The following is a 25,476-nucleotide window of genomic DNA, read 5'->3' as shown; positions in this document are numbered from 1 at the left end:
GTCAATGTTCATTAACGACTTATTTGATGAAGGCGGCCGCTGCATCGAGCAGCGCACCTGCACGTGTTGCAGCGTCGGTTTCGCTCTCCCCGCCAGTGGCAACGGCTGTGAGAACAACACCCTGCTGGATGGCCTGCGCTGTGATGGTGGACTGAACCTGGCCGTCCGGGAGCTGCGTCTCCGTTCGATAGGCAGTAGTTTCCGCCAACCCGCCCACGCTGTCCAGCATGGCGATGGTAACCGGGACGGCGATACCTGAGACTGTCACCGTCATGTCAGAACACTGCTGCAATTGGGCGGCGGGATCGGCGACGTTGGCCAGGGCTGCTTCGTCGAGTCCGGACAGCAGGGACAGTGCCGTGACGGCCCCGGTGCCCGAGTCAGTGCTGAGTCCCATGGCCATGGCTGCCCCGTCCAATGCCGGGACGGTGCTCGCCGTTGCGAACTCCTTGCACGCCGCGGGCGCCACCTCGATCGCAGCCACCATTTCCTTGGACTGCTCAATGGTCGCTGCCAGGTCGGTCTCGGGGAGGACTGTCAGCCGGCGGTCGGCCGAATCCCGCACTTGGCGCACGATGCCTGCAAGGTCGGCATTGGTATACGCCTTGGGAATGGGAGTGGGTGTGACTATGGGGGCGGCGGTGGCCGTCCCGCTTGCCGCTGGTGAAACGTCATTCACCGGGGTGGCGGCGGGACCTGCGCAGGCTGGGACGGTCAAGGCAAGCAAGGCGGCGACCGCCAGGGTTGCCAGCGCAGACGTCTTCAATTTTTCCCCCAATATTCAGATGCGGACTGGCAGTGGCCAGCTAAAACAGAACTGTAGCGAACGTGCCGACCTGCCGGAAACCAACACGCTCGTACATCGAGCGTGCCCGGAGGTTGAAGCCGTTCACGTAGAGGCTGGTAACGGGCGCCACTTTCTGTGCCTCCTTCACCACGGCGGCCATGTAGCCGGCGCTGAGCCCTTGCCCGCGGTACAGCGGATTCATCCATACACCCTGGACCTGGGTGACATCTTCAGTGACTGCGCCGAGTTCGGCTTTGAACACAACTTCGTGGGATTCGTTGAGGTGGACCAGGGAATGGCCCTGCCGGATGAGGCCCTCCACCCTGCGGCTGTAGAACTCCCTTCCGCCCAGGAACGGAGAGTACCCGACCTCCTCCTCGAACATGGCAGCACATGCGGGAAGGATGCGGTCAAAGTCGGACAGGCGGCCCAGTCCGAGTCGCGGGTCCGGCTCCACTCCGGGGGCACCGTCGATGACCATCAGGGGCTGGTCCTCCCGCACCTCGTGCGCGCGGTGCCCGAGGTCCATCAGCCCGGCGTAGAGGGCCAGCACGGCTTGTGCCGGGCCAAAGGCCGAGGCGTAGCGCCGCCCGGACCTGTTCGCCGCCGCGGCGACGGCTCCCGCCAGGGCGGGGTCCAGCTGGACCGGCACCAGGTTGGCACCGGCCCAGCAGGCACCCACCAGGATGCCGTCGTCGAAAACCCCGATAATCCCGGCACCGCCGCTGGTGGGGGCGGCCGTGCCGGCGGCACGCAGGTGGGCAAGGATGAACACATTGGCCACCCGGTCCTGCTGCGCAAGCAGCGTCAGGGCTTCCGTGTCCTGGCCGTCCAGCGTCCGGACCGAAAAGCCCGCCGGATCAGGTACGTCCCTACGAGACGCTAACCACGGGGCTACCCTTGACAGCATCTTCGCCATCGGCCTCCCCCATCTCTTCCGCGATACGCATGGCCTCTTCGATCAGTGTCTCAACAATTGCGCTCTCGGGGACAGTCTTGATGACCTCGCCCTTCACAAAAATCTGGCCCTTGCCGTTGCCGGAGGCGACGCCGAGGTCAGCTTCACGTGCTTCGCCCGGCCCGTTGACCACGCAGCCCATAACAGCCACACGCAGCGGGATCTCCATCCCCTCGAGCCCGGAGGTTACCTGCTCGGCGAGGGTGTACACGTCCACCTGGGCACGGCCGCAGGAGGGGCAGGAAACAATCTCGAGCTTGCGCGGGCGAAGGTTGAGGGACTGCAGGATCTGGTTGCCTACCTTAATCTCTTCCACCGGCGGGGCCGAGAGGGAGACGCGGATGGTGTCGCCGATGCCGCGGGACAGCAAAGCACCAAATGCGGTGGCCGACTTGATGGTGCCCTGGAAGGCCGGTCCAGCCTCTGTAACACCGAGGTGCAGCGGCCAGTCGCCCTTCTCCGCCAGCATCTCGTAGGCAGCCACCATCACCACCGGATCGTTGTGCTTGACCGAGATCTTGAAGTCATGGAACCCATGCTCCTCGAACAGGGAGGCTTCCCAGACCGCTGATTCAACCAGCGCCTCCGGCGTTGCCTTGCCGTACTTCTTGAGGATGCCGGGCTCCAGCGAACCAGCATTCACGCCAATGCGGATGGACGTGCCGTGGTCGCGGGCGGCGGCGGCAATCTCCTTGACCTGGTCGTCGAACTTGCGGATGTTTCCGGGGTTCACACGCACCGCCGCGCAGCCGGCCTCAATGGCGGCGAACACATATTTCGGCTGGAAGTGGATGTCCGCGATGACCGGGATCTGAGACTTCCGGGCGATGATGGGCAGCGCCTCGGCGTCGTCCGCCGAGGGGCAGGCAACACGGACGATGTCGCAGCCCGACGCCGTGAGTTCTGCAATCTGCTGCAGGGTGGCATTGATGTCGGTGGTGGGCGTGGTGGTCATCGACTGCACGCTGATGGGGTAGTCAGAGCCGACGCCGACCGATCCGACCTTGATCTGGCGGGTCTTGCGGCGCGGGGCAAGGACGGGTGGCGGGGCTGACGGCATTCCCAGGCTGACCGAGGTCACGTGGACTCCTAGAGGTGAAAGGGGGTACGGCTTAAGCGGTGAGCCCGGCGAGCATGCCGGTCACGGGAGACCATTCGGTGATGCGGGTTCCGGCGATAACTCCGGCGGCCGCGAACGGGTCCTGCCTGAGGATTGAGTGGAGGGCGGCTTCGTCCGTTGCCTTGAAGATCAGCAGCGCGCCCGCCCCGTCACCGTACGGACCGCTGGCCAGAATGGCGCCGTCCTGCGCCAGGGTTCCGGTCCATTCGCGGTGAGCGGGCCGGGCCTCGTTCCGGGCTTCTGTGGAATCGGCGGCGTAAACGTACTCAACGGCAAAAACTGTCATACCGCTACCCTATCGCCATGCCTGCCCCGGGCACCCATCCGGCCGGGGAACGGCCCCGCAGCAGAGCCGCATTGTCCTGGACCTAAGTCAGGAACAAGACCTTCACCGTCGCTGCGATGCCCGCTGCCCAGAGCATGGAAGCCAGCGTTCCGATGATGAACCGCTCGGCGGCCACCGGCGTCTCCTTCAGCTCCGCGAACCGGCCCAGGCCTTTGATGGCCACGATGTAGGCGATTGCAACCGGCTGCCCGGTGAGGATTGCCAGGCACACGCCCAGGCGTTCCAGGATTCCAATGATGGCCCCGCCGCGCAGGATACGCTGGGTGGGGGCAGCCGCACCGGCAGCTCCGCCCGACGACGGCCGGTCGGGTTCCGCGGTGAGCTCGCCGTCCACGTTCTGGCCGGCACCGTCCGGGGGCGCTGTTACGCGCGCGGGGTCAACGGTCACATCCGCTGCCGGGTCCTCGGCGGACCGGCGGGCCTGTTCTTCCGCCCTGGCCGCGTCGGCTTTGTCGTCGATGGTCCTGGCGAGCTTGAAGACGAGCGCCGTTACCGGCCACCCGCCAAAACCGGCCACCGCCAGCGCGGCAGCCACCCAGAGTGCGGTCACCGGCCTCCTTCGGTCTGGGATCCTATGATCCGGGCATGGGCATAGTCCAGCAGCATGGCGGCCGCCGGCCTGGCAGCCCATTCTTCCTGCCAGCCGGATCTCAGCAGGGTACGGCTCACCGATTGCTCGGAAATACCCAGTTCCCGGGCCACCTGTTTTTGGGCCCCGTGCCTGCCCGCGCCGCCCTGCAGGGAACGCAACCGGTCCACCACCCGCCACTGGGCATCGCTGCGTTGCTGCACCAGCCGGCCAACCAGCCGAAGTACAGCCTGGGCATGCGCGCTTGCCATTGCACCTTCTTCCCGGGCCGGAAGCGGACTGTTTCCACGCCCCATGGTGCCGGCCACCACTGACAGCGGAACCTGACCGGCTGCCGCTTTGGCCAGTTCCACCGCCTTGCGCGCCGCCACAAAGGCGTTTCCGGAACCTTCGCGCGGACTGCCTCCCGGTGCCAGCCGCACCGCCCCGATCCCGATCCCGACATACCAGTGCCCGCCGCGCAGGGCGTGCAAAGCCACATCCACCGCCTCGCCGGCGTCCTCCACAACCCCCTGGAGCTCGTCACCTACGGACCGCTCGAAGGTCGCCGGCGTGAGGGCCGCAAGGGAGGAGACCAAGTCGGGGACACGGTCTACGTCGGAGGAGCTGCCGCGCTGGTCTATCGTCAGTACGTACATGCGCCAACCATAACCAGCTAAGTTACGGATCTCAACCACATATAGATGATTATCGGATATAAGCCAAAAACGGCTGATACGACATAATCAGCCAAGGGAAAGCACCCCGTTACGCAAAACGGCAATGCCCTCCGGCTGGGGGCTCGCTCCAGTGTGGCCCAGGACTGTAACCAGTCACGCACCGGCGAGGGCCCAAAGATCTGCCGGCTTCTCCGGGGAGCAAGTCAGCCGAAGAGATTTATCGGCTTCACGATATCGGCGTAGATCAGCAGGGCGCTCATGCCCATCAGCAGCGCGGCAACCACGTAGGTGACCGGTAGCAGCTTGGCGATATCGAAGGCCCCCGGATCGGGCTTGCCGAACAGCCTGGCAACCTGCCGGCGGGTTCCCTCGTAGAGCGCGCCGGCCACGTGCCCGCCGTCGAGCGGCAGGAGCGGCACCAGGTTGAACACTGCAAGGGCGAAGTTGAGGCCGGCGAGGAGGCCGAACAGGGTAGCTACCCTCGATTGGACCGGGATCTCCTCCATGGCGGCGACTTCCCCGGCCACCCGCCCCACGCCCACCACGCTGATGGGGCCGTTGGGGTCACGCGGTTCCTCACCGAAGGCCGCTTTCGCGACCCCCACCACGCGGGCCGGCAGATTGAAGATGACGCCGGCCACCTGGCGGATGTTCTCCCCCGCCATGGGCAGGACGGACGACGCCGGCTGGGGCACCAGTTCGGTCTGCGCACCAATTCCCAGGAAGCCGACGTCCTGGTACAGGAGGGTGCCGGCGTCATCTGTTGCCTGCCGGCCATCGGCGCCGATGATGGGCCTGGCGGACAGGACCGGGGTGACAGTTGTATTCACGGGGGCGCCGTTGCGCTCCACGGTGATGGCCACTTCGCGTCCGGCGGACGCGCGGATCCACTCGGTGAGCTGGTCCCAGCTGGTCACCGGCTTGCCGTCGAAGGCCGTCACTGTGTCATTCGGCTGCAGGCCGGCGGCGGCAGCCGGCGTGAGCCGGCAGTCGGCCGAATCCGGGTCAACCGTCTCCCCCGCCGCCACCTGGCACTTGGAAACGTCGGAGATGGTGGTGGTGGCCGTGGCCATCCCGAAGCCCATCAGCAGGACGGCGGTGAGGATCAGGCCCAGTGCCATGTTCATGGCCGGGCCGCCCAGCATCACGATGATTTTCTTCCACACCGGAAGCTTGTAGAACACCCTGTTTTCGTCCCCCGGGCCTACTTCCTCGTGCGCCATGGAACGGGCCTCGGTCGCGAGCGTCTGGAACATCCCGGTGCTGGAGGGCCGGACGGACCCGTCGTCCTTGTTCGGCGGGTACATGCCGATCATGGACACGTAGCCTCCCAGCGGGATGGCTTTGATGCCGTACTCCGTTTCACCTTTCCGCCGCGACCACAGGGTAGGGCCAAAGCCGATCATGTATTTGGTGACCCGGACTTTGAACAGCTTGGCAGGCACCAGGTGGCCGACTTCGTGGAGCGCGATGGAGGCCGCGATGCCGATGGCCACAAAGACGACGCCGAGGACAAAGAGGAGAACGGGTGTCATGGGAGGTGTTTGCTGCTTCCTAGAGACTGCTGAGTGCTAAACGTTCGTTGGCGCGGGCACGTGCCCAGCCTTCAGCATCAAGCACGGATTCCACCGTAAGCCGGGAAGCACTTGAATGTTCGCTGAGGACGCTCTCCACGGTGTCCACGATGTCCGTGAAGCGGATGCGGCCAGCGTGGAACGCGGTTACTGCTTCCTCGTTCGCCGCGTTGAAGACCGCCGGAAAGGTATTCCCCTGCCTGGCGGCGTCCTTGGCGAGGCTGACGGCGGGGAAGGCAACGGAATCCAGCGGCTCGAAGGTCCAGGAGGCCGCCTGCGTCCAGTCGCAGGCAGTGGCAGCCTTGGGCACCCGGTCCGGCCAGCCCAGGCCCAGCGCGATGGGCAGGCGCATGTCCGGCGGGGAGGCCTGCGCGATGATGGATCCGTCCACGAACTGCACCATCGAATGCACCACGGACTGAGGATGGACCACAACGTCGATCCGGTCCAGGGGGACGTCGAACAGCAGATGCGCCTCGATGACCTCGAGGCCCTTGTTGACCAGGGTTGCCGAGTTGGTGGTGACCATGACCCCCATGTCCCAGGTGGGGTGGGCCAGGGCTTCCCGCGGGGTGACACCGTGGAGCTCTTCCCGGCTCCTGCCCCGGAAGGGGCCGCCGGACGCGGTGAGGATCAGCTTTTCCACTTCTGCTGCCGTTCCGGCGCGCAGGCATTGGGCGAGCGCAGAGTGCTCGGAATCCACCGGGACGATCTGGCCGTCCCGGGCAGCCGCCTTGACGAGCTCTCCCCCAACGATGAGGGATTCCTTGTTGGCCAGGGCCAGCGAGGCTCCGGATTTCAGTGCGGCAAGGGTGGGGGCGAGCCCGATGGAACCGGTAATGCCGTTGAGCACAACATCCGCCTGCACCTCGGCGATGCGGGTCGACGCGTCCGGACCGAAGAAGATTTGGGGACTGTAGCCGGGCTTTCCCGCTGCGGCCGCAGCCTCACGGATCAGGGCTTCCAGGCGGCCCGGATCGCCGCTGGCGATTCCCACTGCCGCAGCCCCAGTGTGGACGGCCTGCCGTGCCAGGAGTTCCTGGTTGCCGCCGCCCGCGCTGAGTGCCACAACCTCGAAGAGATGCGGGGCGCCGTCGACGACGTCAATCGCCTGGGTGCCGATGGAACCTGTGGACCCAAGGAGGACGATTCTGCGTGGCTGCATTGCTTAAGTATCCCGCACGCACCAGCGCCTCCGGCTCCTTGACCTCGGGGCGGCCCGGCGTAACGTGGTTCCCGTGGACTGGCTGACATGGTTCGATGCGCCGGAATACGAGTTCGCCCGGCAGGTGCTTCAGCGGGGCGTGGCTGCGCTCTTCTTCGTCGCGTTCCTGTCCTCATTGAACCAGTTTCCTGCGTTGCTGGGTGAGCGCGGCCTCCTTCCGGTACCCGAATACCTTGGAGCTTTCAACAGGCTGCGCCGGCCCACACTGTTCCGCTGGCGGTATTCGGACGGGTTGCTGCGGACTGTTTGTGCCGTGGGCCTCGTGATCTCTGCGCTGCTGGTTGCCGGCATTCCGCAGCTTGGACCTCCCTGGGTGCCGCTGATCGCCTTCCTGGCCCTGTGGCTGCTGTACATGTCCATCGTGAACGTGGGCCAGACTTTCTATGGCTTCGGCTGGGAGATGCTGCTGCTGGAGGCGGGGTTCACCGTGGCCTTCCTGGGCTCGGACCAGACAGACCCGCCCCGGACCATCCTGATCCTGGTTGCGTGGCTGGTGTTCCGGCTGGAATTCGGCGCGGGGATGATCAAGCTCCGCGGCGGCCGTGAGTGGCGGGACCTGACGGCGTTGTACTACCATCACGAAACGCAGCCAATGCCGGGCCCGCTGAGCCGGCAGGCGCACCTGCTTCCCAAGCCCCTGCACAAGATGGAGGTGCTGGGGAACCACTTTGCCCAACTGGTGGTTCCGTTCTTCCTGTTCGCGCCGCAGCCCGTGGCGAGCGTGGCTGCGGGGATCATCATCGTGACGCAGCTGTGGCTGGTGGCCAGCGGAAACTTCGCCTGGCTGAACTGGATCGCGATTGTGCTGGCATTCGCCGCCGTCAGCGATCCCGTGGCCCACGCCGTGATACCGGCCATCCCGCTGGACTGGCACAGCGGAACGCAGGAGACGCCGCTCTGGTGGCTGGCCATAACGCTGGCAGCCAGCCTTTTGCTGGTGGTGCTCAGCTACTGGCCGCTGCGCAACCTGTTCTCCAGCCGGCAGCTGATGAACGCCAGCTTCAACCGCTGGCAGCTGGTCAACACCTACGGCGCGTTCGGCTCGGTCACCAAGCAGCGCATCGAGATTGTGGTGGAGGGCACCCTGGCCGAGGACCCGGACGAGTCCGACTGGCGCGAGTACGGCTTCAAGGGCAAGCCCGGCGACCTGCGCCGGATACCGCGGCAGTGGGCACCCTACCACCTGAGGCTGGACTGGCTGATGTGGTTCCTGCCGCTGCGCACGGTGCACGAGGAGTGGTTCTACGCCTTCCTCACCAAACTGCTCGAAGCGGACCGCAAGACGTTGCGGCTCCTGCGCCACGATCCGTTCGACGGCGGGACGCCCCGCTGGGTGCGCGTCCGCAGCTACCGCTACCGCTTTGCCACCCGGCAGGAGTTCCGCGAAACGGGGAACCGCTGGGTGCGGACGCTGCTGTACGAGCCCATCCCGCCCTTGTCCCTGCGGCGCTCGCCCGGCCGTCGGCGGTAGCAGCGGCTCCTAGGCGTGCTCCCCGGCCCTGCGGATGACAGCCTCCGCGTGCTTGAGGATGGGCCCGTCAATCATCTTGCCGTTGTGCTGGAACACGCCCGAGCCCGCGGTCCGGGCGGCCTGCAGGATTTCAGAGGCTGCCGCCACATCGGCCTCGGAAGGTGCGTAGGCGCCCCGCACCACTGCCGCCTGGCTGGGATGGATGCAGGCTTTTGAACCGAAGCCCGAGGCCACCGCGTCCGCGGATTCCCGGGCCAGTCCGGCAAGGTCGGGGATATTGGTATAAACGGCGTCCACGGCTTCCTTGCCGTGCGCCCTGGCGGCCAGCAGCACCGACGAACGCGCGTGCAGCGCCACGGCCCGGTAGCCGCCGTCGTCCTTCCGGCTGGAGGTGCCGCCCAGTGTTGCCAGCAGGTCCTCCGCTCCCCACATCAGCGCCACCACGTTTTGTGCGGCCGCGATTGCCGGGGCATTCAGCACGCCCAAAGCGGTCTCGCACAGCGCAACCACCTGGTAGCCGTCGAGCGCCTCCAGCTGCTGTGCGCTTTCCGCCTTGGCCAGCATGACTGTCCGGTAGGGGGTGTGCGCCAGGCAGTGGAGGTCCCGTTCGAACTCCTCGGTCCCTGCGGGGTTCACCCGGATGATGGTCCTGCTGGGCTCCAGCTCCGGTTCGTCGCCGGTGGCCCCCACCTGGGCCAGGATGGCGCCGCGGGCGCGCTGTTTGTCCCCGGGTGCCACGGCATCCTCAAGGTCCAGGATGACGGCATCGGCGCGCGCGGCGGCCTTTTGGTAGCGTTCCGGCCGGTCAGCGGGGCAAAACAGCAGGGCAGGTCCCATCAGGAAGGTCATACCTGCATTGTCCCCTGTCTGCCCGGCGACGGCGCGCCTTGGCCGCGGTTCTGCTGCCGGGCATGCTCATCCCTGGTCCACATCAGGCAACTGCGCGTCGCCAGGGCTACCACGGTGCCATCCTGGTTGCGCCCGGTGTGCTGCATGGTGACCACCCCCTGGCCGGGCCGCGACGCCGACAGGCGCTTTGCGGCGATCACCGTCTCGGTGTACAGGGTGTCCCCGTGGTAGAGCGGATGCGGAAAGGACACGTCCGTAATGCCGAGCTGGGCGATGATGGTGCCCTGGGTCAGCTGGCCTACGGACTGGCCGACCATCGTGGCAAGGGTGAACATCGAGTTCACCAGCCGCTGGCCGAAGGGCTGACCGGCGCTCCAGGCCGCGTCCAGGTGCAGGGCCTGGGTGTTCATGGTGAGGGTGGTGAACAGCACGTTGTCCGCCTCCGTCACCGTCCGCCCGGGGCGGTGGGCGTAACGCACGCCCTCCTCGAGCTCGTCGAAGTAAAGCCCGCGCTGCTCGATGACCCGGTGCTCTCCCGTTTGCCCCGTGGTTGAACCTGTTTGTTCGATGGTTGAGCCTGTCGAAACCCCGTTTCCCTCACTCATACGGTGAGTTCCCGGTCTTCCTCGAACAGTTCGGCGCCGGTGGCGGCAGCAACATCCTCGACCGAAACATTGGGGGCCAGCTCCCGCAGGACCAGGCGGGGACCAGTCTCGTCCTGGACGACGTCGATGACGGCCAGGTCGGTGATGATGCGGTCCACGCAGCCCTTGCCGGTCAGCGGCAGCGAGCACTGCTGAACGATCTTGGGTTTACCGGCCCGGTCCACGTGTTCCATCATGACAATGACCTTCTTGGCCCCGAACACCAGGTCCATGGCTCCGCCCATGCCCTTGACCATCTTGCCGGGGATCATCCAGTTGGCGAGGTCGCCGTTAGCGGCTACTTCCATGGCCCCCAAAACGGCAACGTCCACGTGCCCGCCGCGGATCATCCCGAAGGAGGAGGCCGAATCGAAGAAGGCGGCTCCCTTGTTCACGGTGACCGTTTCCTTGCCGGCATTGATGAGGTCGGGGTCCACGGCGTCCTCGGCCGGGTAGGGCCCCACTCCCAGGATGCCGTTCTCGGAGTGGAGGACCACCTCCACTCCCTCCGGAATGTAGTTGGGGATAAGCGTGGGCATGCCGATGCCGAGGTTCACGTACTGGCCGTTGCTGAGTTCCCTGGCAACGCGCGCGGCGAGCTCATTCCGCGTCCAGCCCCTGGTTTCGGCCGGGGCGGTTGAGTCGCCGGCGGCTGCGTGCTGCTGGACTGCTGCCCGCCGGTACTCGGGCCGGACGGCTTCCGGCCGGGGGGCCAAGGGACTGTTCGGATCCATGGCTACGCTCCTGCCTGCTGGTTACTGCCTGGTCCTGCTGCCGGCGCAGCAGCTGGTCCCCGGGCGGAGGAGGCCAGTGCCACGGTCCGTTTCTCAATCCGTTTTTCAGCCCCCGGAGCCACGACCACCCGCTGCACGAAGATCCCGGGAGTGTGGATGTGTTCCGGGTCCAGTTCCCCCGGCTCCACGAGTTCCTCCACCTCGGCGATGGTGATCCGGCCCGCCATGGCGCACAGCGGATTGAAGTTCATGGCGGTGGCGTGGAACACCAGGTTGCCGTGCCGGTCCCCTTTCCAGGCGTGGACCAGGCCGAAGTCGGGGGTCAGCGATTCCTCGAGCACGTAGTCAACGCCCGCAAAGGAGCGCACTTCCTTCGGCTCCGAGGCGATGGCGATGCCACCATTGGCGTCGTACTTCTGCGGCAGGCCGCCGTCGGAAACCTGCGTGCCGACGCCCGCCTTGGTGTAGAAGGCAGGGATCCCCGCGCCGCCCGCGCGCAGTTTCTCGGCGAGGGTGCCTTGCGGGGTGAGGACAACCTCCAGCTCGCCGGCCAGGTACTGGCGGGCGAATTCCTTGTTCTCGCCCACGTAGGAGCTGATGGTGCGCCGGATCCGCCCGTCACGGAGCAGGATTCCCAGGCCCCAGTCGTCCACCCCGCAGTTGTTGCTGACCGTTTCCAGGTCCGAGGTGCCTGCGCGGTGCAGCGCGTCAATAAGCGTGACCGGTATGCCGCACAGGCCGAACCCGCCCACGGCCAGGGACGCGCCGTCGGGAATGTCCGCCACTGCTTCGTCGGCGCTGGCAACAACCTTGTCAATCATCATCGATCCCTTCAGGCCGGCTACTTTCCATGCGACAAACGCCCGTTGCTACAGACCCAGTTCGCGGGCGATCAGCATCAGCTGGACCTCCGTGGTGCCCTCCCCCACTTCAAGGATCTTGGAGTCGCGGTAGTGGCGCGCCACAGTGAACTCGTTGATGAAGCCATAGCCGCCGAATACCTGGGTGGCATCCCGCGCGTTGTCCATGGCCGCCTCGCCTGCGACCATCTTAGCTATGGCCGCCTGCGTCTTGAACGGCTTGCCGGCCAGCATCCGGGCGGCGGCGTCGTAGTAGGCCAGGCGGGCCGTGTGGGCCCGGGCTTCCATGCGGGCGATCTTGAAGGAAACGGCCTGGTACTTGCCGATCTCGTGCCCGAACGCCCGGCGCTCCTTGGCGTACTTGACGGAGAGGTCGGCGCAGCCCTGCGCGGCGCCCGTGGCCAGCGCCGCAATGGCGATGCGTCCCTCGTCGAGGATGGACAGGAAGTTGGCGTAGCCCCGCCCTTCCATGCCCAGCAGGTTCGATTCGGGGACCCGGACGTCCTTGAGCGTGAGCGGATGGGTGTCCGAAGCGTTCCAGCCCACCTTGTTGTAGGGCTTTTCAGCTTTGAAGCCGGGCGTGTCAGTTGGCACCAAAATGGTGGAAATCTCCTTTTGCACGCTTCCGTCGGGGCGTTCCTTCCGGCCTGTCACCGCGGTAACCGTCACCAGGCGGGTGATGTTCGTGCCGGAGTTGGTGATGAATTCCTTGTTGCCGTTGACGACCCAGTCCCCGCCGTCCCGCCGCGCGGTGGTCTTGGTGCCGCCGGCGTCCGAGCCCGCCTCGGGCTCGGTCAGGCCAAAACCTGCGAGCGCCTGCCCGGAGGCCAGCATGGGCAGCCAGGCCTGTTTCTGTTCCTCCGTGCCGAAGCGGTAGACCGGCATGGCACCCAGCGAAACGCCGGCCTCCAGGGTGATGGCCACGGACTGGTCCACGCGGCCCAGCTGCTCCAGCGCGAGGGCGAGCGCGAAGTAGTCTCCGCCCATTCCGCCGTACTCCTCCGGGAACGGCAGCCCGAACAGGCCCATCTCGGCCATCTGCTTGACCACGTCGTACGGGAAGCTGTGCTCTTCGTCGTGCTTGGCTGAGACCGGTGCCACCACGTTGTCCGCGAAGTCACGAACCGTGTCGCTAAGGTCCTGGTACTCCTCGGTGAGTTCAAAACCGGGCATTTTAGGAGGCTCCTTTGCCTGCTGGGGGGTTTTCTTCTTGCTGTTCTGCGGATGGCTGCCGTTCCGGGGCCTCGTGCGGTTCCGGGGCTGCGGCGGGGTGGACGGTGGCCAGGACCTGGTCTGCCTTTACCAGGTCCCCGGCCCGGACGGTAAGGTGCACCGTTCCTGCCAGGGGGGCCAGCAACTGGTGCTCCATCTTCATGGCCTCCACCGACGCCAGCACCTGGCCTGCGTCCACGGTGTCTCCGTCATTGACCGGGACCGAGACCACGGTGCCGGGCATGGGCGACCGCACGGCGGGATCAGCAGTGCCTGCCTCCCGCTGCCTGGCAGCGAGGACGCGTTCCAGCCGCTCCTCGCGGCTAAGCACGTCCAGCCGGCAGGACCAGCCCTGGTGGCCGAGGAAGAGCTGGAGCGGAGCGTCCGACGGCGGAATCACGCCAGCCTGCCCTACTGGCACTTGGGGAGCGGGCACAGGATGCACGGGTGCCACCGCGTAGTCACGGACTTGGTCGTCAAGGGTCAGCTGCACGCGGCCCGGCCCCGGGAAGTGCAGCGAGGCTGTGCGGCCCGTGCCGCCGTCGACCGTCACGGACACCGGCCCGGACGTGACATTGCCGTTGACCGTCACGGTGGCCATCCCGCCGTCGGGAAGGCCCAAAGTGACCCGGCGCGGCGCCGGTGATCCGAGCCGCCAGCCGTTCCGCGCCTGCCAGGGGCTGCCGGCCGGAGGAACTGGTTCCCATGCCAGGGCCGACAACGCCGCTGCCACCAGTTCCTTCCCGCCAATCCGGCGGAACGCCAGCTCCGGCAGCTTGCGTTCGATCAGCCCGGTGTCCAGATGCCCGTTGCGGACATCGGGATCATTGACCAGGAGCCGCAGGTACTCGATGTTGGTCTCCAGGCCCAGGGCCGTGAAGCCGGCGAGCGCGGTGTCCAGGGCGTCCAGGGCCGCGGCGCGGTCCGTGTCCCAGGAGATGACCTTGGCCATCATGGGGTCATAGTTGGCGGACAGCTCCAGCCCTTCCACCAGGGACGAGTCCACGCGCACCCTGCCCGGTGTTCCGGCGGCAGGCTCCTCAAGGAGATGGACCCGCCCGGTGGAGGGCAGGAAGTTCTTTTCCGGCACCTCCGCATAGACGCGGGCCTCAACCGCGTGGCCGTTCAGTTCGACGTCGGCCTGCCGGATGCTGAGTTCCTCACCCGCGGCGATTCGCACCTGCCATTCCACCAGGTCGATCCCGGTGACCATCTCCGTGACCGGATGCTCCACCTGCAGCCGGGTATTCATTTCCATGAAGTAGAACTCGTCCGGGGCGTCATCGGAGACCAGGAATTCCACGGTCCCGGCGCCGGAGTAGTTGACGCTGCGCGCGGCGTTGCAGGCCGCTTCGCCGATGCGCGCCCGGACCGCCGCACCGTCCGGCAGGTTCTCCAGCAGCGGCGAGGGCGCCTCCTCAATCACTTTCTGGTGCCGCCGCTGCAGCGAACACTCGCGCTCCCCCAGGTGGATGACGTTGCCATGGTTGTCGGCCAGCACCTGCACCTCGATATGGCGCGGCGTAGTCACCAGCCGCTCGAGGAACAGCGTGTCGTCACCAAACGCGCCGGCCGCTACCCGGCGGGCGGTGGCCAGGACCGCCGGAAGGTCCGTTGCAGTGCGCACCGCATGCATGCCCTTGCCTCCGCCGCCCGCGGAGGGCTTGATCAGCAACGGGAACCCGACGCCGGCCGCGGCCTCAACCAGTTCTGCATCCGTCATTCCCGGGCGTGCCACGCCGGGGACCACCGGGACGCCGTACCCGGCCACGTGGTTCTTGGAGCGGATCTTGTCCCCCATGACGTTGAGGGCCTCCACGCCGGGACCAATGAACGTGATGCCGGCCTTCTCCAGGGCCCGTGCGAAGTCCGCGTTTTCGCTCAGGAAGCCGTAGCCCGGGTGCACCGCCTCCGCACCCGTCCGGCGGCACGCGTCAAGCACTGCGTCGATGTTCAGGTAGCTTTGCGCGGCAGGGGCGGGGCCGATCCGGACGGCGGTGTCAGCTTCGCGCACGTGGCGGGCGCCGGCGTCGGCATCGCTGTAAACGGCGACGGAACGGATGCCCAGGGCGCGGAGGGTGCGGATCACGCGGCATGCAATCTCGCCGCGGTTGGCCACCAGGACGGTGCCGAACAGGGGCTTGCTGGCAGCTGTGACGGTATGCGCGGCCTTTGTGGTTACGGGTGTGGTCATGGCTGGCTCACATCCTGAACAGGCCGAAGGAGGTGTCCGGCAGGGGGGTTCGGGAAACAACGTCCAGGGCCAGTCCCAGGACGGTGCGGGTCTCTCCGGGGTCGATGATGCCGTCATCCCAGAGGCGGGCCGTGGAGTAGTACGGGCTGCCCTGGTCCTCGTACTGCCTGCGGATGGGCGCCTTGAACTCTTCCTCGGCCTCCGCCGGCCATTCCTCGCCCGCCGCCTCGAGTTGTTCGCGCTTGACGGTGGCCAGCACGCTGGCGGCCTGGTTGCCGCCCATCACCGAGATACGGGCTGCCGGCCACATCCACAGGAACCGTGGCGAGTATGCGCGGCCGCACATGGAATAGTTGCCCGCCCCAAAGGACCCGCCGATCACCACTGTCAGCTTGGGCACCCGCGCCGTGGCCACGGCGGTGACCATCTTGGCGCCGTTCTTGGCGATGCCGCCCTGCTCGGCATCCCTGCCCACCATGAAACCGGAGATGTTCTGGAGGAACAGGAGGGGAATCCCGCGCTGGTCGCAGAGCTCGATGAAATGCGCCCCTTTGAGGGAGGATTCGCTGAAGAGCACGCCGTTGTTGGCCACAATTCCCACCGGGTGCCCGTGCAGCCGGGCGAACCCGGTGACCAGCGTGGTGCCGTAGTCCTTCTTGAATTCGTGGAAGCGGCTGCCGTCCACAAGGCGGGCGATGACTTCATGTACGTCGTAGGGCGCGTTGACGTCCGTGGGGACGGCCCCGTACAGCTCCCCGGCTTGGGCGGCGGGTTCGACGGCAGGTTCCACGTCCCAGGCGGGCGGTGCCGGCGGCGGCAGCGTTGCCACGATGTCCCGCACGATCTGCAGTGCGTGTTCATCGTTTTCCGCCAGGTGATCGGTGACGCCGGAGATCCTGGAGTGCACCTCTCCGCCGCCCAGCTCCTCTGCCGTGACCACCTCGCCGATAGCCGCTTTCACCAGCGGCGGTCCGCCCAGGAAGATGGTGCCCTGGTTTCGCACGATGACCGTTTCGTCGCTCATGGCCGGGACGTAGGCTCCGCCGGCAGTGCAGGAACCCATCACCGCCGCGATCTGCGGAATCTTTGCGGCCGACAGGCGCGCCTGGTTGTAGAAGATCCGGCCAAAGTGGTCCCGGTCCGGAAACACCTCGTCCTGTTTGGGCAGGAAAGCCCCGCCGGAGTCCACCAGGTAGATGCACGGCAGCCGGTTTTCCAAGGCCACCTCCTGCGCCCGGAGGTGTTTCTTGACAGTCATCGGATAGTAGGTGCCTCCTTTGACGGTGGCGTCGTTGGATATCACCAGTACCTGCCGGCCGTGCACCAGGCCGATGCCGGCGATGACGCCCGCGCCCGGAGCTTCGTCGTTGTACATCCCGTTGGCCGCCAGGGGTGCGATTTCCAGGAAGGGGCTGCCGTCGTCGAGCAACTGGTCGATGCGCTCCCGAGGCAGCAGCTTGCCCCTGGCAACATGCCGTTCACGGGACTTTTGGGGACCGCCCAATGCTGCATCAGCCAGGCGTTTCCGCAGGTCTTCCGCCAGCTCCCGCTGGGCCTGGCTGTTGGAACCAAACGCTTCGCTTGAGGGGTCGATCCTGCTGGCGAGGGTCTCCATCGACGGTCCGTTCCTGTGCGCACCGAGGTTCCGCATCCGGCAACTCGGTTAGTCAGCAATAACTGAAATTCAGGTTAGTCTCTATTAACTGTGATGTCCAACACATCACCTGCCTTGCTAGACTCTGCGGGTCCGAGGAGGAAAAGTGCCCAGCACCGATGCCACGCAGACCAGCGCCCCCACGCCCACCCGGCCCAGCAATTCAGCCGAGCGCAGCACTTCAACCCAGCGCAGCAAGGCGAAGGAAAACCGCCGGCAGGCGTTGCTGACGGCCGCCGCATCCCTGTTCGCAGTCAACGGCTTCAACCGGGTCTCGCTCGAGGACCTGGGCGCCGCAGCCGGAGTCAGCGGCCCTGCCGTCTATCGCCATTTCTCGGGAAAGCAGGCGGTGCTGGCGGACTTGCTGCTGACGGTCAGCCGGGAACTGCTGGACGGCGGCCGCCAAGTGGTTGAGACCAGTGGCGACCCGCTGGCAGCCCTGCGCCGGCTGGTGGAGTTCCAGGTGGACTTTGCGCTGGGCAAGCCTGACGTCATCCGGGTGCAGGACCGCGACCTGAGCAACCTTTCCGGGCAGGACCAGGCGGCGGTGCGCGCACTCCAACGCAGCTATGTTGAACTTTGGGTGGAAGTCCTTGCCCGCCTGCACCCCGGCACGGATATTTCGGAACTGCGCGTGCGGGCCCATGCCACCTTTGGCCTCATCAACTCCACGCCGCATTCGGTTCGGAGCCACGGCCGCAGGATGGCGGCCGCTGATGCCCGCCCGCTGCTGGAGGGCATGGCCTTGGCAGCCCTGACTGCGGACGCCCTTCCCGCCCGCTGACCCTGAAGCGCTCCATGGCCTGGGAGGGACGGCTACACCATCGTCAGGACCATCCCGGGTTCGGCCAGGATCGCCCCAACGTCCGCCAGGAACCGCGAGCCCTGTTCGCCGTCCACCAGCCTGTGGTCGAAGGACAGGCTGAGGGTCATGACCTGCCGCAGGGCAACCTCGCCCCGATACTCCCACGGCATGGTGCGCACTGCCCCCATGGCCAGGATGGCGGCTTCGCCGGGATTCAGGATGGGAGTTCCCGCGTCGATGCCGAAGACGCCGATGTTCGTGATCGAGATGGTGCCGCCGGAGAGGTCAGCAGGCGGGGTCTTTCCGGCCCGTGCAGTCTCGGTCAGCTCAGCGAGCGCTTCCGCCAGCTGGTGCAGGGACAGGGCATCTGCGTCCTTGATGTTGGGAACCGTGAGTCCGCGGGGCGTGGCCGCGGCGATGCCCAGGTTTACGTAGTTGAAGGTGACAATTTCCTGGTTCTCACCGTCCCAGCGTGAGTTCAGGGACGGGTTTCGCCGCAGTGCCACCAGCAGCGCCTTCGCCACCAGGGTCAGCGGGGTGACCCTGACGCCCGAGAATTCCCGGCTGCCCTTGATTTTTGCCAGCAACTCCATGGCCGGAGTGACGTCGACCGTCAGGAATTCGGTGGCATGCGGCGCGGTGAAGGCGCTGTGCACCATGGCCTCGGCAGTGAGTTTCCGGACGCCCTTGACCGGTGTCCGGGTTTCGCGCTCCCCCGGCCGGGTTTCCCGGGCGGGAGCACGTTCCGCCGCCGCTTCCTTGGGTCCGCCGGCAAGGAAGGCCTGCACGTCCTCGCGGGTGATCAGTCCGTGCGGGCCGGTGCCAGTGACCCGTTCCAGGTCTACGCCTGCGTCCTTGGCCAGCTTGCGCACCGGCGGTGTGGAGCGGGGGCGCTCGGCCGGGATGCCGGCAGGCTTGGTGTCGACAGGCCTGGTTTCGACAAGCTCAACCACCGGCGCTTCTCCAGCCGCATCCGCAGGGGCCGGAAAGTTCCGCGGACGCCGCGCCGGCCGCCCGGAGCTTTCGACGACGGCGCCGTACCCCACCAGGTTCGGTTGCCGTTTCGGCGCCTCCTCCCCCTCCTCCGCTGCCGCAGCGGGAGCCCCGACCGGCACCAAAGGTGCCGTCCCGGCGTCGTCCGTTACTTCAAAGGACACGATGGGCTTGCCCACCTCCACGATGGTGCCCGGCTGTTCGTGCAATTCCTTGATGACCCCGGCGAAGGGTGACGGGAGCTCCACCACGGCCTTGGCGGTTTCCACCTCGGCGATGACCTGGTTCAGGCTCACGGTATCGCCCACGCCAACCTTCCAGCTGAGGATTTCTGACTCGGTAAGTCCCTCCCCCAGGTCGGGGAGCCGGAATTCCTTGATCATGGCGCCGCTCATCCTTCCAGCCCGCTGAGGGAGTTGGGCCGGCCCAGTGCCCGGTCCACGCCGTCGAGGATGCGGTCCAGGCCGGGGAGGTGGTGCATTTCGAGCTTCGAATACGGGTACGGGATATCGAAGCCGGTGACCCGTACCGGCGCTGCCTCCAAATGATAAAAGCAGCGCTCCGTGATGCTGGCGGCAACTTCGGCGCCAAGGCCGCCGGACTGGCCGGCTTCGTGCGTGACCACCAGCCGGCCGGTGCGGCGGACGGAAGCTTCAACCGTGCCGTAGTCCACCGGTGCCAGCGAGCGCAGGTCGATGACCTGGATTGAGATGCCCTCATCGGCAGCGGCGGAAGCCGCATCCAGGGCCGTCTTCACCAGCGGCCCGTAGGCCACCAGCGTCACGTCGCTGCCCTCCGTGAGGATCCGGGCCTGGTCCATCGGTTCCGCCCGCCGGGGGTCTCCGGACTCATCCACGTCCGCTTTGTCGTGGTAGCGGCGCTTGGGTTCGAAGAAGACCACGGGGTCGTCGCACGCGATGGCCTGCTGGATGACGGTGTAGGCGTCCTGGGGGTTGGCGACCGTCACCACGCGCAGTCCTGCGGTGTGGGTGAAGTAGGCTTCAGGGGATTCTGAATGGTGCTCCGGGGAACCGATGCCGCCGCCGAACGGGATCCGGATGGTGATGGGCATCTTAACCGCTCCGCGCGTGCGGTAGTGCAGCTTGGCCACCTGGCTGACGATCTGGTCGAATGCGGGGTACACGAACCCGTCGAACTGGATTTCCACCACCGGGCGGTACCCGCGGTAGGCGAGGCCGACGGCGGTTCCCACGATCGCTGATTCGGCCAGCGGCGTGTCCACCACTCGGTGCTTTCCAAAGTCTTTCTGGAGCCCGTCCGTCACGCGGAACACCCCGCCGAGGGTACCGATGTCCTCACCGAGGAGGACCACCTTGGGATCGTTTTCGAGGGACTTCCGCAGGCCTGCATTGATGGCGCGGGCAAAGGTCATCTGGGTCATCAGCGTGCACCTTCTTCGAGGGTTGCTCCCGCGGGATCACCGAAGGAGGCAAGGTAACGGGCGTAGTGGTCCTGCTGCCGGTCCAGCCACGAGTTGGGTGTGCTGTAAACGTGTTTGAAAACGTCCAGCGGCTGCGGGTCCGGCATGCCCGTGCAGCCGTCGCGCATGTCGCGGGCGACGGCGTCGGACTTGTCCTTGACCTGTTGCTGCAGTTCCTCCGTGAGCAGCCCTTTACGGTCAAGGAGCGCCGCCACCCGGCTGATCGGGTCCCTGGCCGCCCAGTCCTCGAGTTCGTTGGGGTCGCGGTAGCGGGTGGGGTCGTCGGCTGTGGTGTGCGGCCCCATCCGGTAGCTGACGGCTTCGATGAAGGTGGGACCGCCGCCGCGCCGGGCCCGGTCCAGGGCAACGCGTGTCGCTGCCATGACGGCCAGGACGTCGTTGCCGTCCACCCGCAGGCTTGGGATGCCGAAGCCTGCAGCGCGGTCCGCCAGGTGGATGTGCGACTGCAGCTTGACCGGCTCTGAAATGGCCCAGTGGTTGTTGGTGCAGAAGAACACCACGGGTACCTGGTAGCTGGCGGCGAACACCATGGCCTCGTTGACGTCGCCCTCGCTGGTGGCGCCGTCGCCAAAATAGGTGACGGCCACCGAATCCGCGCCGTCGTTCTGGATGCCCATGGCGTAGCCGGTGGCGTGGAGGGTCTGGGCTCCAATGATGATCTGCGGCGTGGCCATGTTGATGGAGTACGGGTCCCAGCCCGAGGATGCGTTGCCGCGCCAGACCCTGACGATGTCCGTCAGGTCCACGCCCCGGCAGTAGGCCACGCCGTTCTCCCGGTAGCTGGAGAACACAAAATCGTCATCACGCAGGGACCGGCCTGAACCGATTTGCGCCGCCTCCTGGCCAAGCAGCGGGGGCCATAACGCCAGTTCGCCCTGCCGCTGCAGCGCGGTGGCCTCGAGGTCGATGCGGCGGATGACGCTCATGTCCTCGAACAGCGAGCAGAGCTGCTCGTCCGTGATGTCCCTGACCCAAAAGTCGAACTCGGGATCGCTGACCCGCTCCCCCGCGGGAGTGATCAGCTGGACCAGCCCGTTCACCGGTCCGGAGGTACGCTGGGCGCTGCTGGAGGCATGTTCGCCGCCCTGGCCCGTTCCGTCTGTAGACACGATAGCCGCAACCTTCTCACGTCGTTGACCTGCAGGTGCGGAACTTGTGGCCCCGGCCTGCACGCCTCCCGGGCGCCGTTGCCCCGGATAATTGTGACCCTACTCACAAAGCCCGGGGGGTACAACCGCCGCGCCGATTCCTGAGCAGAATGCCCTATCGGGGATGTCGGGACCGTGCTAGCTTTGCGCATTATGCAAGCTTTGGATGGCACTGACACCCGGCTGCTGTCCGCCCTGGCGGAAGACCCGAGGAAAACTGTGGTGGCACTCGCCCAGCAGCTCGGCCTTTCGCGCAATACCGTCCAGGCACGGATGGCGCAGCTGGAAAGGAAACATGTCTTCCTGTCCTTCGAACGGCGGATCAATCCGGCTGCCGTCGGATATCCCCTCATGGCCTTTATCTCCGTGCACGTCCAGCAGCAGAAGCTCACGCAGCTGGCAAAGGAGCTGTCCGGCATCCCCGAAATCCTGGAAGGCTACGGCCTTACCGGCTCCGCGGACCTGCTCCTGCGGGTGGTGGCCCTTGATGCCGAAGACCTTTTCCGCATCAACGGCAAGATCCTGGCCTGCGATGGCGTGGAGCGGGCCGATACTGCCCTGGCAATGGGTGAGCTCATCCCGTTCCGGGTGCAGCCCCTGCTGGAGCGCGGGCCAGTCCGCGGGTAGGAACGCAGCGGTTTACGACGGCGGTCGGTAACCCCCGGACTACGCCACCTGTGCGCTCGCTATAGGCTTGTCCCAGTCAACGTCGGGCCATGGACAGGACCCGGCAAGCAGGCAGTGCGACGCACCACTTTTGGAAAGGCTCCCCCTTGAGCAGTCCCCAGGAACCGTACCAGCCGGGTCACGCCGGCGCCGGGCAGCAGCAGCTCTCCGGACAACCCCACCAAGGGCAGCCAAGCGGCGGGCAGCAGCCGAACCAGTTCACCGGCTCCGGCCCGTTCGGCCTTCCCGGGGAAGAACCGCCGGCAAGAAGGCGGCCCAAGCTGTGGATCGTGCTCACGGCCATCGGGGGCGTCCTGCTCCTGGTGGTTCTCGGCGTCGTCATCCTGGTCAACGTGGCGGGCAGCGCCACCACCCAGGCCAAAGGGCTGGCCGACGGCTTTACCGAACTGGTGATCGCCGGCGACAGCTCCAAGGCCTACGACGACTACCTGGATCCGGCGCTCCAGGAGCAGCTGTCCAAGGAGACCTTCATCGCCGGCATCCAAAGCCTTGGGCTGGACGAGAGCTGCGAACCCGCCTACGACGATCTCCAGGTGGCCACCGAGAACGGCGTGAAGTCCGCGGACATCGCGGGGCTCATCACATGCGACGGCAAGAATGTCGACCTCGCCTACCGCTTCGAGGGCACGAACGAACTCAAGATGACCAACATCAAGCTGAGGCCCGCAGCGTAACCCGAACCCAGTGGGAAGTTCGCTGACCTTCTACCCATCCGCGCCCTGACCTGGCCCGAACTGCTTCCGAGGGTCCCCCGCCGGGGATCCACAGTCCGGCGGGAACCTGTCCCGCCCTTTCGGAAGGATTCGGGCCATGCACACTTCACCCAACCGCCTCGTCGCCACGGTTTTCGGAGCCGTCTACCTGCTGGTGGGCCTCCTTGGCTTTGCCGTTACCTCCGGTGTGGGCTTTGCCGCCACCGAGGGCGCAAACCTCATCATTTTTGAAGTCAACCCGCTGCACAACATCATCCACCTGGCCATCGGCGCCGCACTGCTGTCCGCCGGCCTGAAGAGCACTGCAGCCGCAAGGACGGTGAACGCCACTGTTGGCGGCGTGTACCTGCTGGTCGGCGTGCTGGGCCTGTTCCTGCTGAACTCCCCGCTGAACATCATTGCGCTGAACGGTGCCGACAACGTGCTGCACCTCGCCAGCGCCGTGCTCCTGCTGGGCGTCGGCCTGTCACTCGACAAGTCCCCGGCCGCAGCCCGGGCGTAACCGGTGGGGAATCCGGCAACGCTGGATCCGGCACCGCAGGCCGCCGCGCCGCAGTCCCCTGAACAGCCGGCGGCAGCGGCGGTCCGGCTCTTTGTGGGATTTGCGGCCTTCGGCGCAGGGGCGGTCAACCTTGCCATCTCCTCCAGTTTCCTCGCGGGGGCGGCGGGGGTCCCGGGTCCGGCGGAGTACATTGCCGGGGCGCTTGCCGGACTGTGGGGTGCAGGACTCACCACCGCTGCCGTACTGCACCTTGCCAAGGGAAACGTGCCCTTCAGCCGGCCGGTCCGGGCAGCGCTGATGGCTGCGGCGGTGGTCCACGTGGCGGCCGTCGTGTTCGCAACACCGGCCACCTCGGGGCTGAGCCTGAGCCACCTTGCCGCCTTGCTGCTGACGCTGATGATCACTGCCGCCGGGGCGTGGCTGTGCCGCAGCGGAAACCGGAAAGGCGACGGTGCAGCGCCCGCTCCGCAGCCCGGACGGCTCCTCCTGGCCGCCTTCGCCGGCGCGGTGCTGGTGGCAGGAATTACGACGCCGGGACTCGCCGCGTCATCCGCCGGAGAGTCGGCTGTACCGCACGGCGGGCACGGCATCTCCTCCCTGCCGGGTGGTCACCACCAGCGCTGACACAGAAGCCAAAGAGCCGCCGTTCCGGGCATTGCCCGGGACGGCGGCTCTTTTATAGCGTGAGCGCCGGAACGTCAGTGGTTGACTGCCTTTTCGGCGCCTACGCCGGTGAGGGACCGTACTTCCATCTCTGCCTGCTTGGTGCTGTCCTCGCGCTTCTTGTCCAGTACCGTGCCGAGCCAGCCAAGGAAGAAGGCCAGCGGAATGGAGACAATGCCGGGGTTGCTCAGCGGGAAGAGCGCAAAGTTCGCATCCTTGATCATGGACGTCGCGCCGCCTGATACCACCGGCGAGAAGATGATCAGGATGATCGCGGCGCCAAGACCGCCATACATGCTCCAGAGGGCACCCTGGGTGGTGAACCTCCGCCAGAAGAGCGAGTAGATGATGGTGGGAAGGTTTGCCGAAGCTGCGACCGCGAACGCCAGGGCCACCAGGAACGCCACGTTCTGGCCGTTGGCGAGGATGCCGCCAAGGATGGCCAGGACGCCGATGACCACCACGGTGCGCCGGGCCACCTTGACCTCGGTGTCGGCGTCGGCCTTGCCCTTGGAAATCACGCTGGCATAGATATCGTGGGCGAAGGATGCGGCGGCAGTGATCGTCAGGCCTGCCACCACCGCAAGGATGGTCGCAAACGCCACCGCCGAAATGAAGCCCAGCAGCAGCGGTCCGCCCAGGTAGAAGGCCAGCAGCGGTGCAGCAGCGTTCACCCCGCCGGGCGCCGTCCGGATGGTTTCCGGGCCCACCAGCGCCGCGGCTCCGTAGCCCAGGACCAGGGTGAACAGGTAGAAGAGGCCGATGAGCCAGATGGCCCACACCACGGACTTGCGGGCTTCCTTGGCGGTGGGAACCGTGTAGAAACGCATCAGGACGTGCGGCAGGGCGGCGGTTCCCAGGACCAGGGCAAGGCCCAGGGACATGAAATCCAGCTTGGATGTTTCAGTCTTGCCGTACTGCAGGCCGGGGTTGAGGACGGCCGGGTTGTTGGCCGTCTCCACTGCCGCACCCAGCAGGCCCGACAGGTTAAAGCCGTAGATGGCCAGGACCCACAGGGTCATCACGGCTGCGCCGGCGATGAGCAGGACAGCCTTGATGATTTGCACCCAGGTGGTGCCCTTCATGCCGCCGATCAGGACGTACATGATCATCAGGCCGCCGACGACGATGATCACCAGTGCCTGCCCGCCCCAGTCACTGATGCCCAGCAGCAGGGAGATGAGGCTGCCGGCGCCTGCCATCTGGGCGAGGAGGTAGAAGAAGCAGACGGCGAGCGTGGAGATCGCGGCGGCGATCCGGACGGGCCGCTGCTTGAGCCGGAAGGAGAGGACGTCCGCCATGGTGAACTTGCCGGTGTTGCGCAGCAGTTCTGCCACCAGGAGGAGGGCCACCAGCCAGGCGACGAGGAACCCGATGGAGTACATGAAGCCGTCGTAGCCGTTGATGGCGATGGCTCCGGTGATGCCCAGGAAGGATGCCGCGGAAAGGTAGTCGCCGGCGATGGCGGTGCCGTTCTGCGAGCCGGTGAAGGAGCGTCCGGCCGCGTAGTAGTCCGCTGCGGTTTTGTTGTTCCGGCTGGCGCGGAACACGATCACCATGGTCACGGCAACGAAGAGGGCGAAGACACCCATGTTGAGCAGCGTGGTGTCTTTGAGTGCGGCGACAT

25 protein-coding genes are annotated in these 25,476 nt (G+C 66.4%); 6 read left to right on the top strand and 19 right to left on the bottom strand.

Features of this window, described 5'->3' with window-relative positions:
* Positions 1–19 precede the first annotated feature (19 nt).
* The 8 genes from FDW83_RS05845 to dxr form a co-directional block, all read right to left on the bottom strand.
* Positions 20–766 carry a hypothetical protein gene (locus FDW83_RS05845; RefSeq protein WP_138136654.1) on the bottom strand — a complete coding sequence of 249 codons (747 nt, stop codon included), beginning with the start codon at positions 764–766 and terminating at the stop codon, positions 20–22.
* Positions 767–806: 40 nt separating this feature from the next.
* On the bottom strand, positions 807–1,697 hold the full coding sequence (locus FDW83_RS05840; RefSeq protein WP_138136766.1) for a GNAT family N-acetyltransferase: 891 nt from the start codon (positions 1,695–1,697) through the stop codon (positions 807–809).
* Positions 1,660–2,826, bottom strand: a complete 1,167-nt coding sequence (ispG, locus tag FDW83_RS05835) for a flavodoxin-dependent (E)-4-hydroxy-3-methylbut-2-enyl-diphosphate synthase (protein ID WP_138136653.1) — start codon at positions 2,824–2,826, stop codon at positions 1,660–1,662. The genes FDW83_RS05840 and ispG overlap by 38 nt, the downstream gene beginning before the upstream one ends.
* A 31-nt stretch (positions 2,827–2,857) precedes the next feature.
* Positions 2,858–3,151, bottom strand: coding sequence for a YciI family protein (locus FDW83_RS05830; protein WP_138136652.1), 294 nt, complete (start codon positions 3,149–3,151; stop codon positions 2,858–2,860).
* Positions 3,152–3,233: 82 nt separating this feature from the next.
* The gene (locus tag FDW83_RS05825) at positions 3,234–3,761 is read right to left on the bottom strand and encodes a hypothetical protein (RefSeq protein ID WP_138136651.1); all 528 of its coding nucleotides are present in this window, start codon (positions 3,759–3,761) and stop codon (positions 3,234–3,236) included.
* A complete protein-coding gene (locus FDW83_RS05820) occupies positions 3,758–4,438 on the bottom strand; it encodes a MarR family transcriptional regulator (RefSeq protein WP_138136650.1) in 681 nt (226 codons plus the stop codon). The genes FDW83_RS05825 and FDW83_RS05820 overlap by 4 nt, the downstream gene beginning before the upstream one ends.
* Before the next feature lie 224 nt (positions 4,439–4,662).
* Entirely contained in the window at positions 4,663–5,994 is a 1,332-nt protein-coding gene (locus FDW83_RS05815) for an RIP metalloprotease (protein WP_138136649.1), read from the bottom strand.
* Positions 5,995–6,013: 19 nt separating this feature from the next.
* Positions 6,014–7,198 (bottom strand): 1-deoxy-D-xylulose-5-phosphate reductoisomerase, encoded by a 1,185-nt coding sequence (dxr, locus tag FDW83_RS05810; RefSeq protein ID WP_138136648.1) that lies wholly within the window; start codon positions 7,196–7,198, stop codon positions 6,014–6,016.
* Between the two features lie 73 nt (positions 7,199–7,271).
* On the opposite strand from dxr, the gene FDW83_RS05805 reads away from it, so the two are divergent.
* Positions 7,272–8,729: a lipase maturation factor family protein gene (locus tag FDW83_RS05805; protein WP_138136647.1), complete on the top strand. Its 1,458-nt coding sequence runs from the start codon at positions 7,272–7,274 to the stop codon at positions 8,727–8,729.
* A gap of 9 nt (positions 8,730–8,738) precedes the next feature.
* On the opposite strand, the gene FDW83_RS05800 is transcribed toward FDW83_RS05805, so the two are convergent.
* Genes FDW83_RS05800 through FDW83_RS05770 form a run of 7 tightly spaced genes read right to left on the bottom strand, consistent with a single transcriptional unit; the run spans position 8,739 to position 16,837 of the window.
* The gene (locus tag FDW83_RS05800; protein ID WP_138136646.1) at positions 8,739–9,578 is read right to left on the bottom strand and encodes a CoA ester lyase; all 840 of its coding nucleotides are present in this window, start codon (positions 9,576–9,578) and stop codon (positions 8,739–8,741) included.
* Complete coding sequence (locus tag FDW83_RS05795) at positions 9,575–10,183, bottom strand: MaoC family dehydratase (protein ID WP_240720863.1); 609 nt, start codon at positions 10,181–10,183, stop codon at positions 9,575–9,577. The genes FDW83_RS05800 and FDW83_RS05795 overlap by 4 nt, the downstream gene beginning before the upstream one ends.
* Positions 10,180–10,956 (bottom strand): CoA transferase subunit B, encoded by a 777-nt coding sequence (locus FDW83_RS05790; RefSeq protein WP_138136645.1) that lies wholly within the window; start codon positions 10,954–10,956, stop codon positions 10,180–10,182. The genes FDW83_RS05795 and FDW83_RS05790 overlap by 4 nt, the downstream gene beginning before the upstream one ends.
* 2 nt (positions 10,957–10,958) lie before the next feature.
* Positions 10,959–11,777 carry a CoA transferase subunit A gene (locus tag FDW83_RS05785; protein WP_138136644.1) on the bottom strand — a complete coding sequence of 273 codons (819 nt, stop codon included), beginning with the start codon at positions 11,775–11,777 and terminating at the stop codon, positions 10,959–10,961.
* Positions 11,778–11,825: 48 nt separating this feature from the next.
* Entirely contained in the window at positions 11,826–12,989 is a 1,164-nt protein-coding gene (locus FDW83_RS05780; RefSeq protein WP_138136643.1) for an acyl-CoA dehydrogenase family protein, read from the bottom strand.
* Position 12,990: 1 nt separating this feature from the next.
* Positions 12,991–15,222, bottom strand: a complete 2,232-nt coding sequence (locus FDW83_RS05775) for a biotin carboxylase N-terminal domain-containing protein (protein ID WP_138136642.1) — start codon at positions 15,220–15,222, stop codon at positions 12,991–12,993.
* Positions 15,223–15,229: 7 nt separating this feature from the next.
* Positions 15,230–16,837: a carboxyl transferase domain-containing protein gene (locus FDW83_RS05770; RefSeq protein ID WP_138136641.1), complete on the bottom strand. Its 1,608-nt coding sequence runs from the start codon at positions 16,835–16,837 to the stop codon at positions 15,230–15,232.
* Positions 16,838–16,982: 145 nt separating this feature from the next.
* Between FDW83_RS05770 and FDW83_RS05765 the strand changes: the two genes are divergently transcribed.
* Positions 16,983–17,660, top strand: coding sequence for a TetR/AcrR family transcriptional regulator (locus FDW83_RS05765; protein ID WP_138136640.1), 678 nt, complete (start codon positions 16,983–16,985; stop codon positions 17,658–17,660).
* Between the two features lie 32 nt (positions 17,661–17,692).
* On the opposite strand, the gene FDW83_RS05760 is transcribed toward FDW83_RS05765, so the two are convergent.
* Genes FDW83_RS05760 through pdhA form a run of 3 tightly spaced genes read right to left on the bottom strand, consistent with a single transcriptional unit; the run spans position 17,693 to position 21,245 of the window.
* Positions 17,693–19,057 carry a dihydrolipoamide acetyltransferase family protein gene (locus FDW83_RS05760; RefSeq protein WP_240720862.1) on the bottom strand — a complete coding sequence of 455 codons (1,365 nt, stop codon included), beginning with the start codon at positions 19,055–19,057 and terminating at the stop codon, positions 17,693–17,695.
* 8 nt (positions 19,058–19,065) lie between these two features.
* The gene (locus tag FDW83_RS05755) at positions 19,066–20,076 is read right to left on the bottom strand and encodes an alpha-ketoacid dehydrogenase subunit beta (RefSeq protein WP_138136638.1); all 1,011 of its coding nucleotides are present in this window, start codon (positions 20,074–20,076) and stop codon (positions 19,066–19,068) included.
* Positions 20,076–21,245 (bottom strand): pyruvate dehydrogenase (acetyl-transferring) E1 component subunit alpha, encoded by a 1,170-nt coding sequence (gene pdhA, locus FDW83_RS05750; RefSeq protein ID WP_138136637.1) that lies wholly within the window; start codon positions 21,243–21,245, stop codon positions 20,076–20,078. Before pdhA ends, FDW83_RS05755 begins: the two co-directional genes overlap by 1 nt.
* Positions 21,246–21,437: 192 nt before the next feature.
* Here pdhA and FDW83_RS05745 point away from each other — a divergent pair, with 192 nt between their 5' ends.
* The 4 genes from FDW83_RS05745 to FDW83_RS05730 all read left to right on the top strand — a co-directional run bounded on the left by FDW83_RS05745 (position 21,438) and on the right by FDW83_RS05730 (position 23,810).
* On the top strand, positions 21,438–21,911 hold the full coding sequence (locus FDW83_RS05745) for an Lrp/AsnC family transcriptional regulator (RefSeq protein ID WP_138136636.1): 474 nt from the start codon (positions 21,438–21,440) through the stop codon (positions 21,909–21,911).
* Between the two features lie 146 nt (positions 21,912–22,057).
* The gene (locus FDW83_RS05740) at positions 22,058–22,645 is read left to right on the top strand and encodes a hypothetical protein (RefSeq protein ID WP_138136635.1); all 588 of its coding nucleotides are present in this window, start codon (positions 22,058–22,060) and stop codon (positions 22,643–22,645) included.
* Between the two features lie 136 nt (positions 22,646–22,781).
* Positions 22,782–23,186 carry a DUF4383 domain-containing protein gene (locus FDW83_RS05735; protein ID WP_138136634.1) on the top strand — a complete coding sequence of 135 codons (405 nt, stop codon included), beginning with the start codon at positions 22,782–22,784 and terminating at the stop codon, positions 23,184–23,186.
* 3 nt (positions 23,187–23,189) lie between these two features.
* A complete protein-coding gene (locus FDW83_RS05730; protein WP_240720861.1) occupies positions 23,190–23,810 on the top strand; it encodes a hypothetical protein in 621 nt (206 codons plus the stop codon).
* Between the two features lie 74 nt (positions 23,811–23,884).
* On the opposite strand, the gene FDW83_RS05725 is transcribed toward FDW83_RS05730, so the two are convergent.
* Complete coding sequence (locus FDW83_RS05725) at positions 23,885–25,441, bottom strand: cation acetate symporter (RefSeq protein ID WP_240720872.1); 1,557 nt, start codon at positions 25,439–25,441, stop codon at positions 23,885–23,887.
* Between the last annotated feature and the right edge of the window lie 35 nt (positions 25,442–25,476).

Origin of the sequence: Pseudarthrobacter sp. NamE2 (genome assembly GCF_005796205.1) — a bacterium.
GTDB lineage: Bacteria > Actinomycetota > Actinomycetes > Actinomycetales > Micrococcaceae > Arthrobacter.
This window is presented reverse-complemented; position numbering and strand designations above follow the sequence as displayed.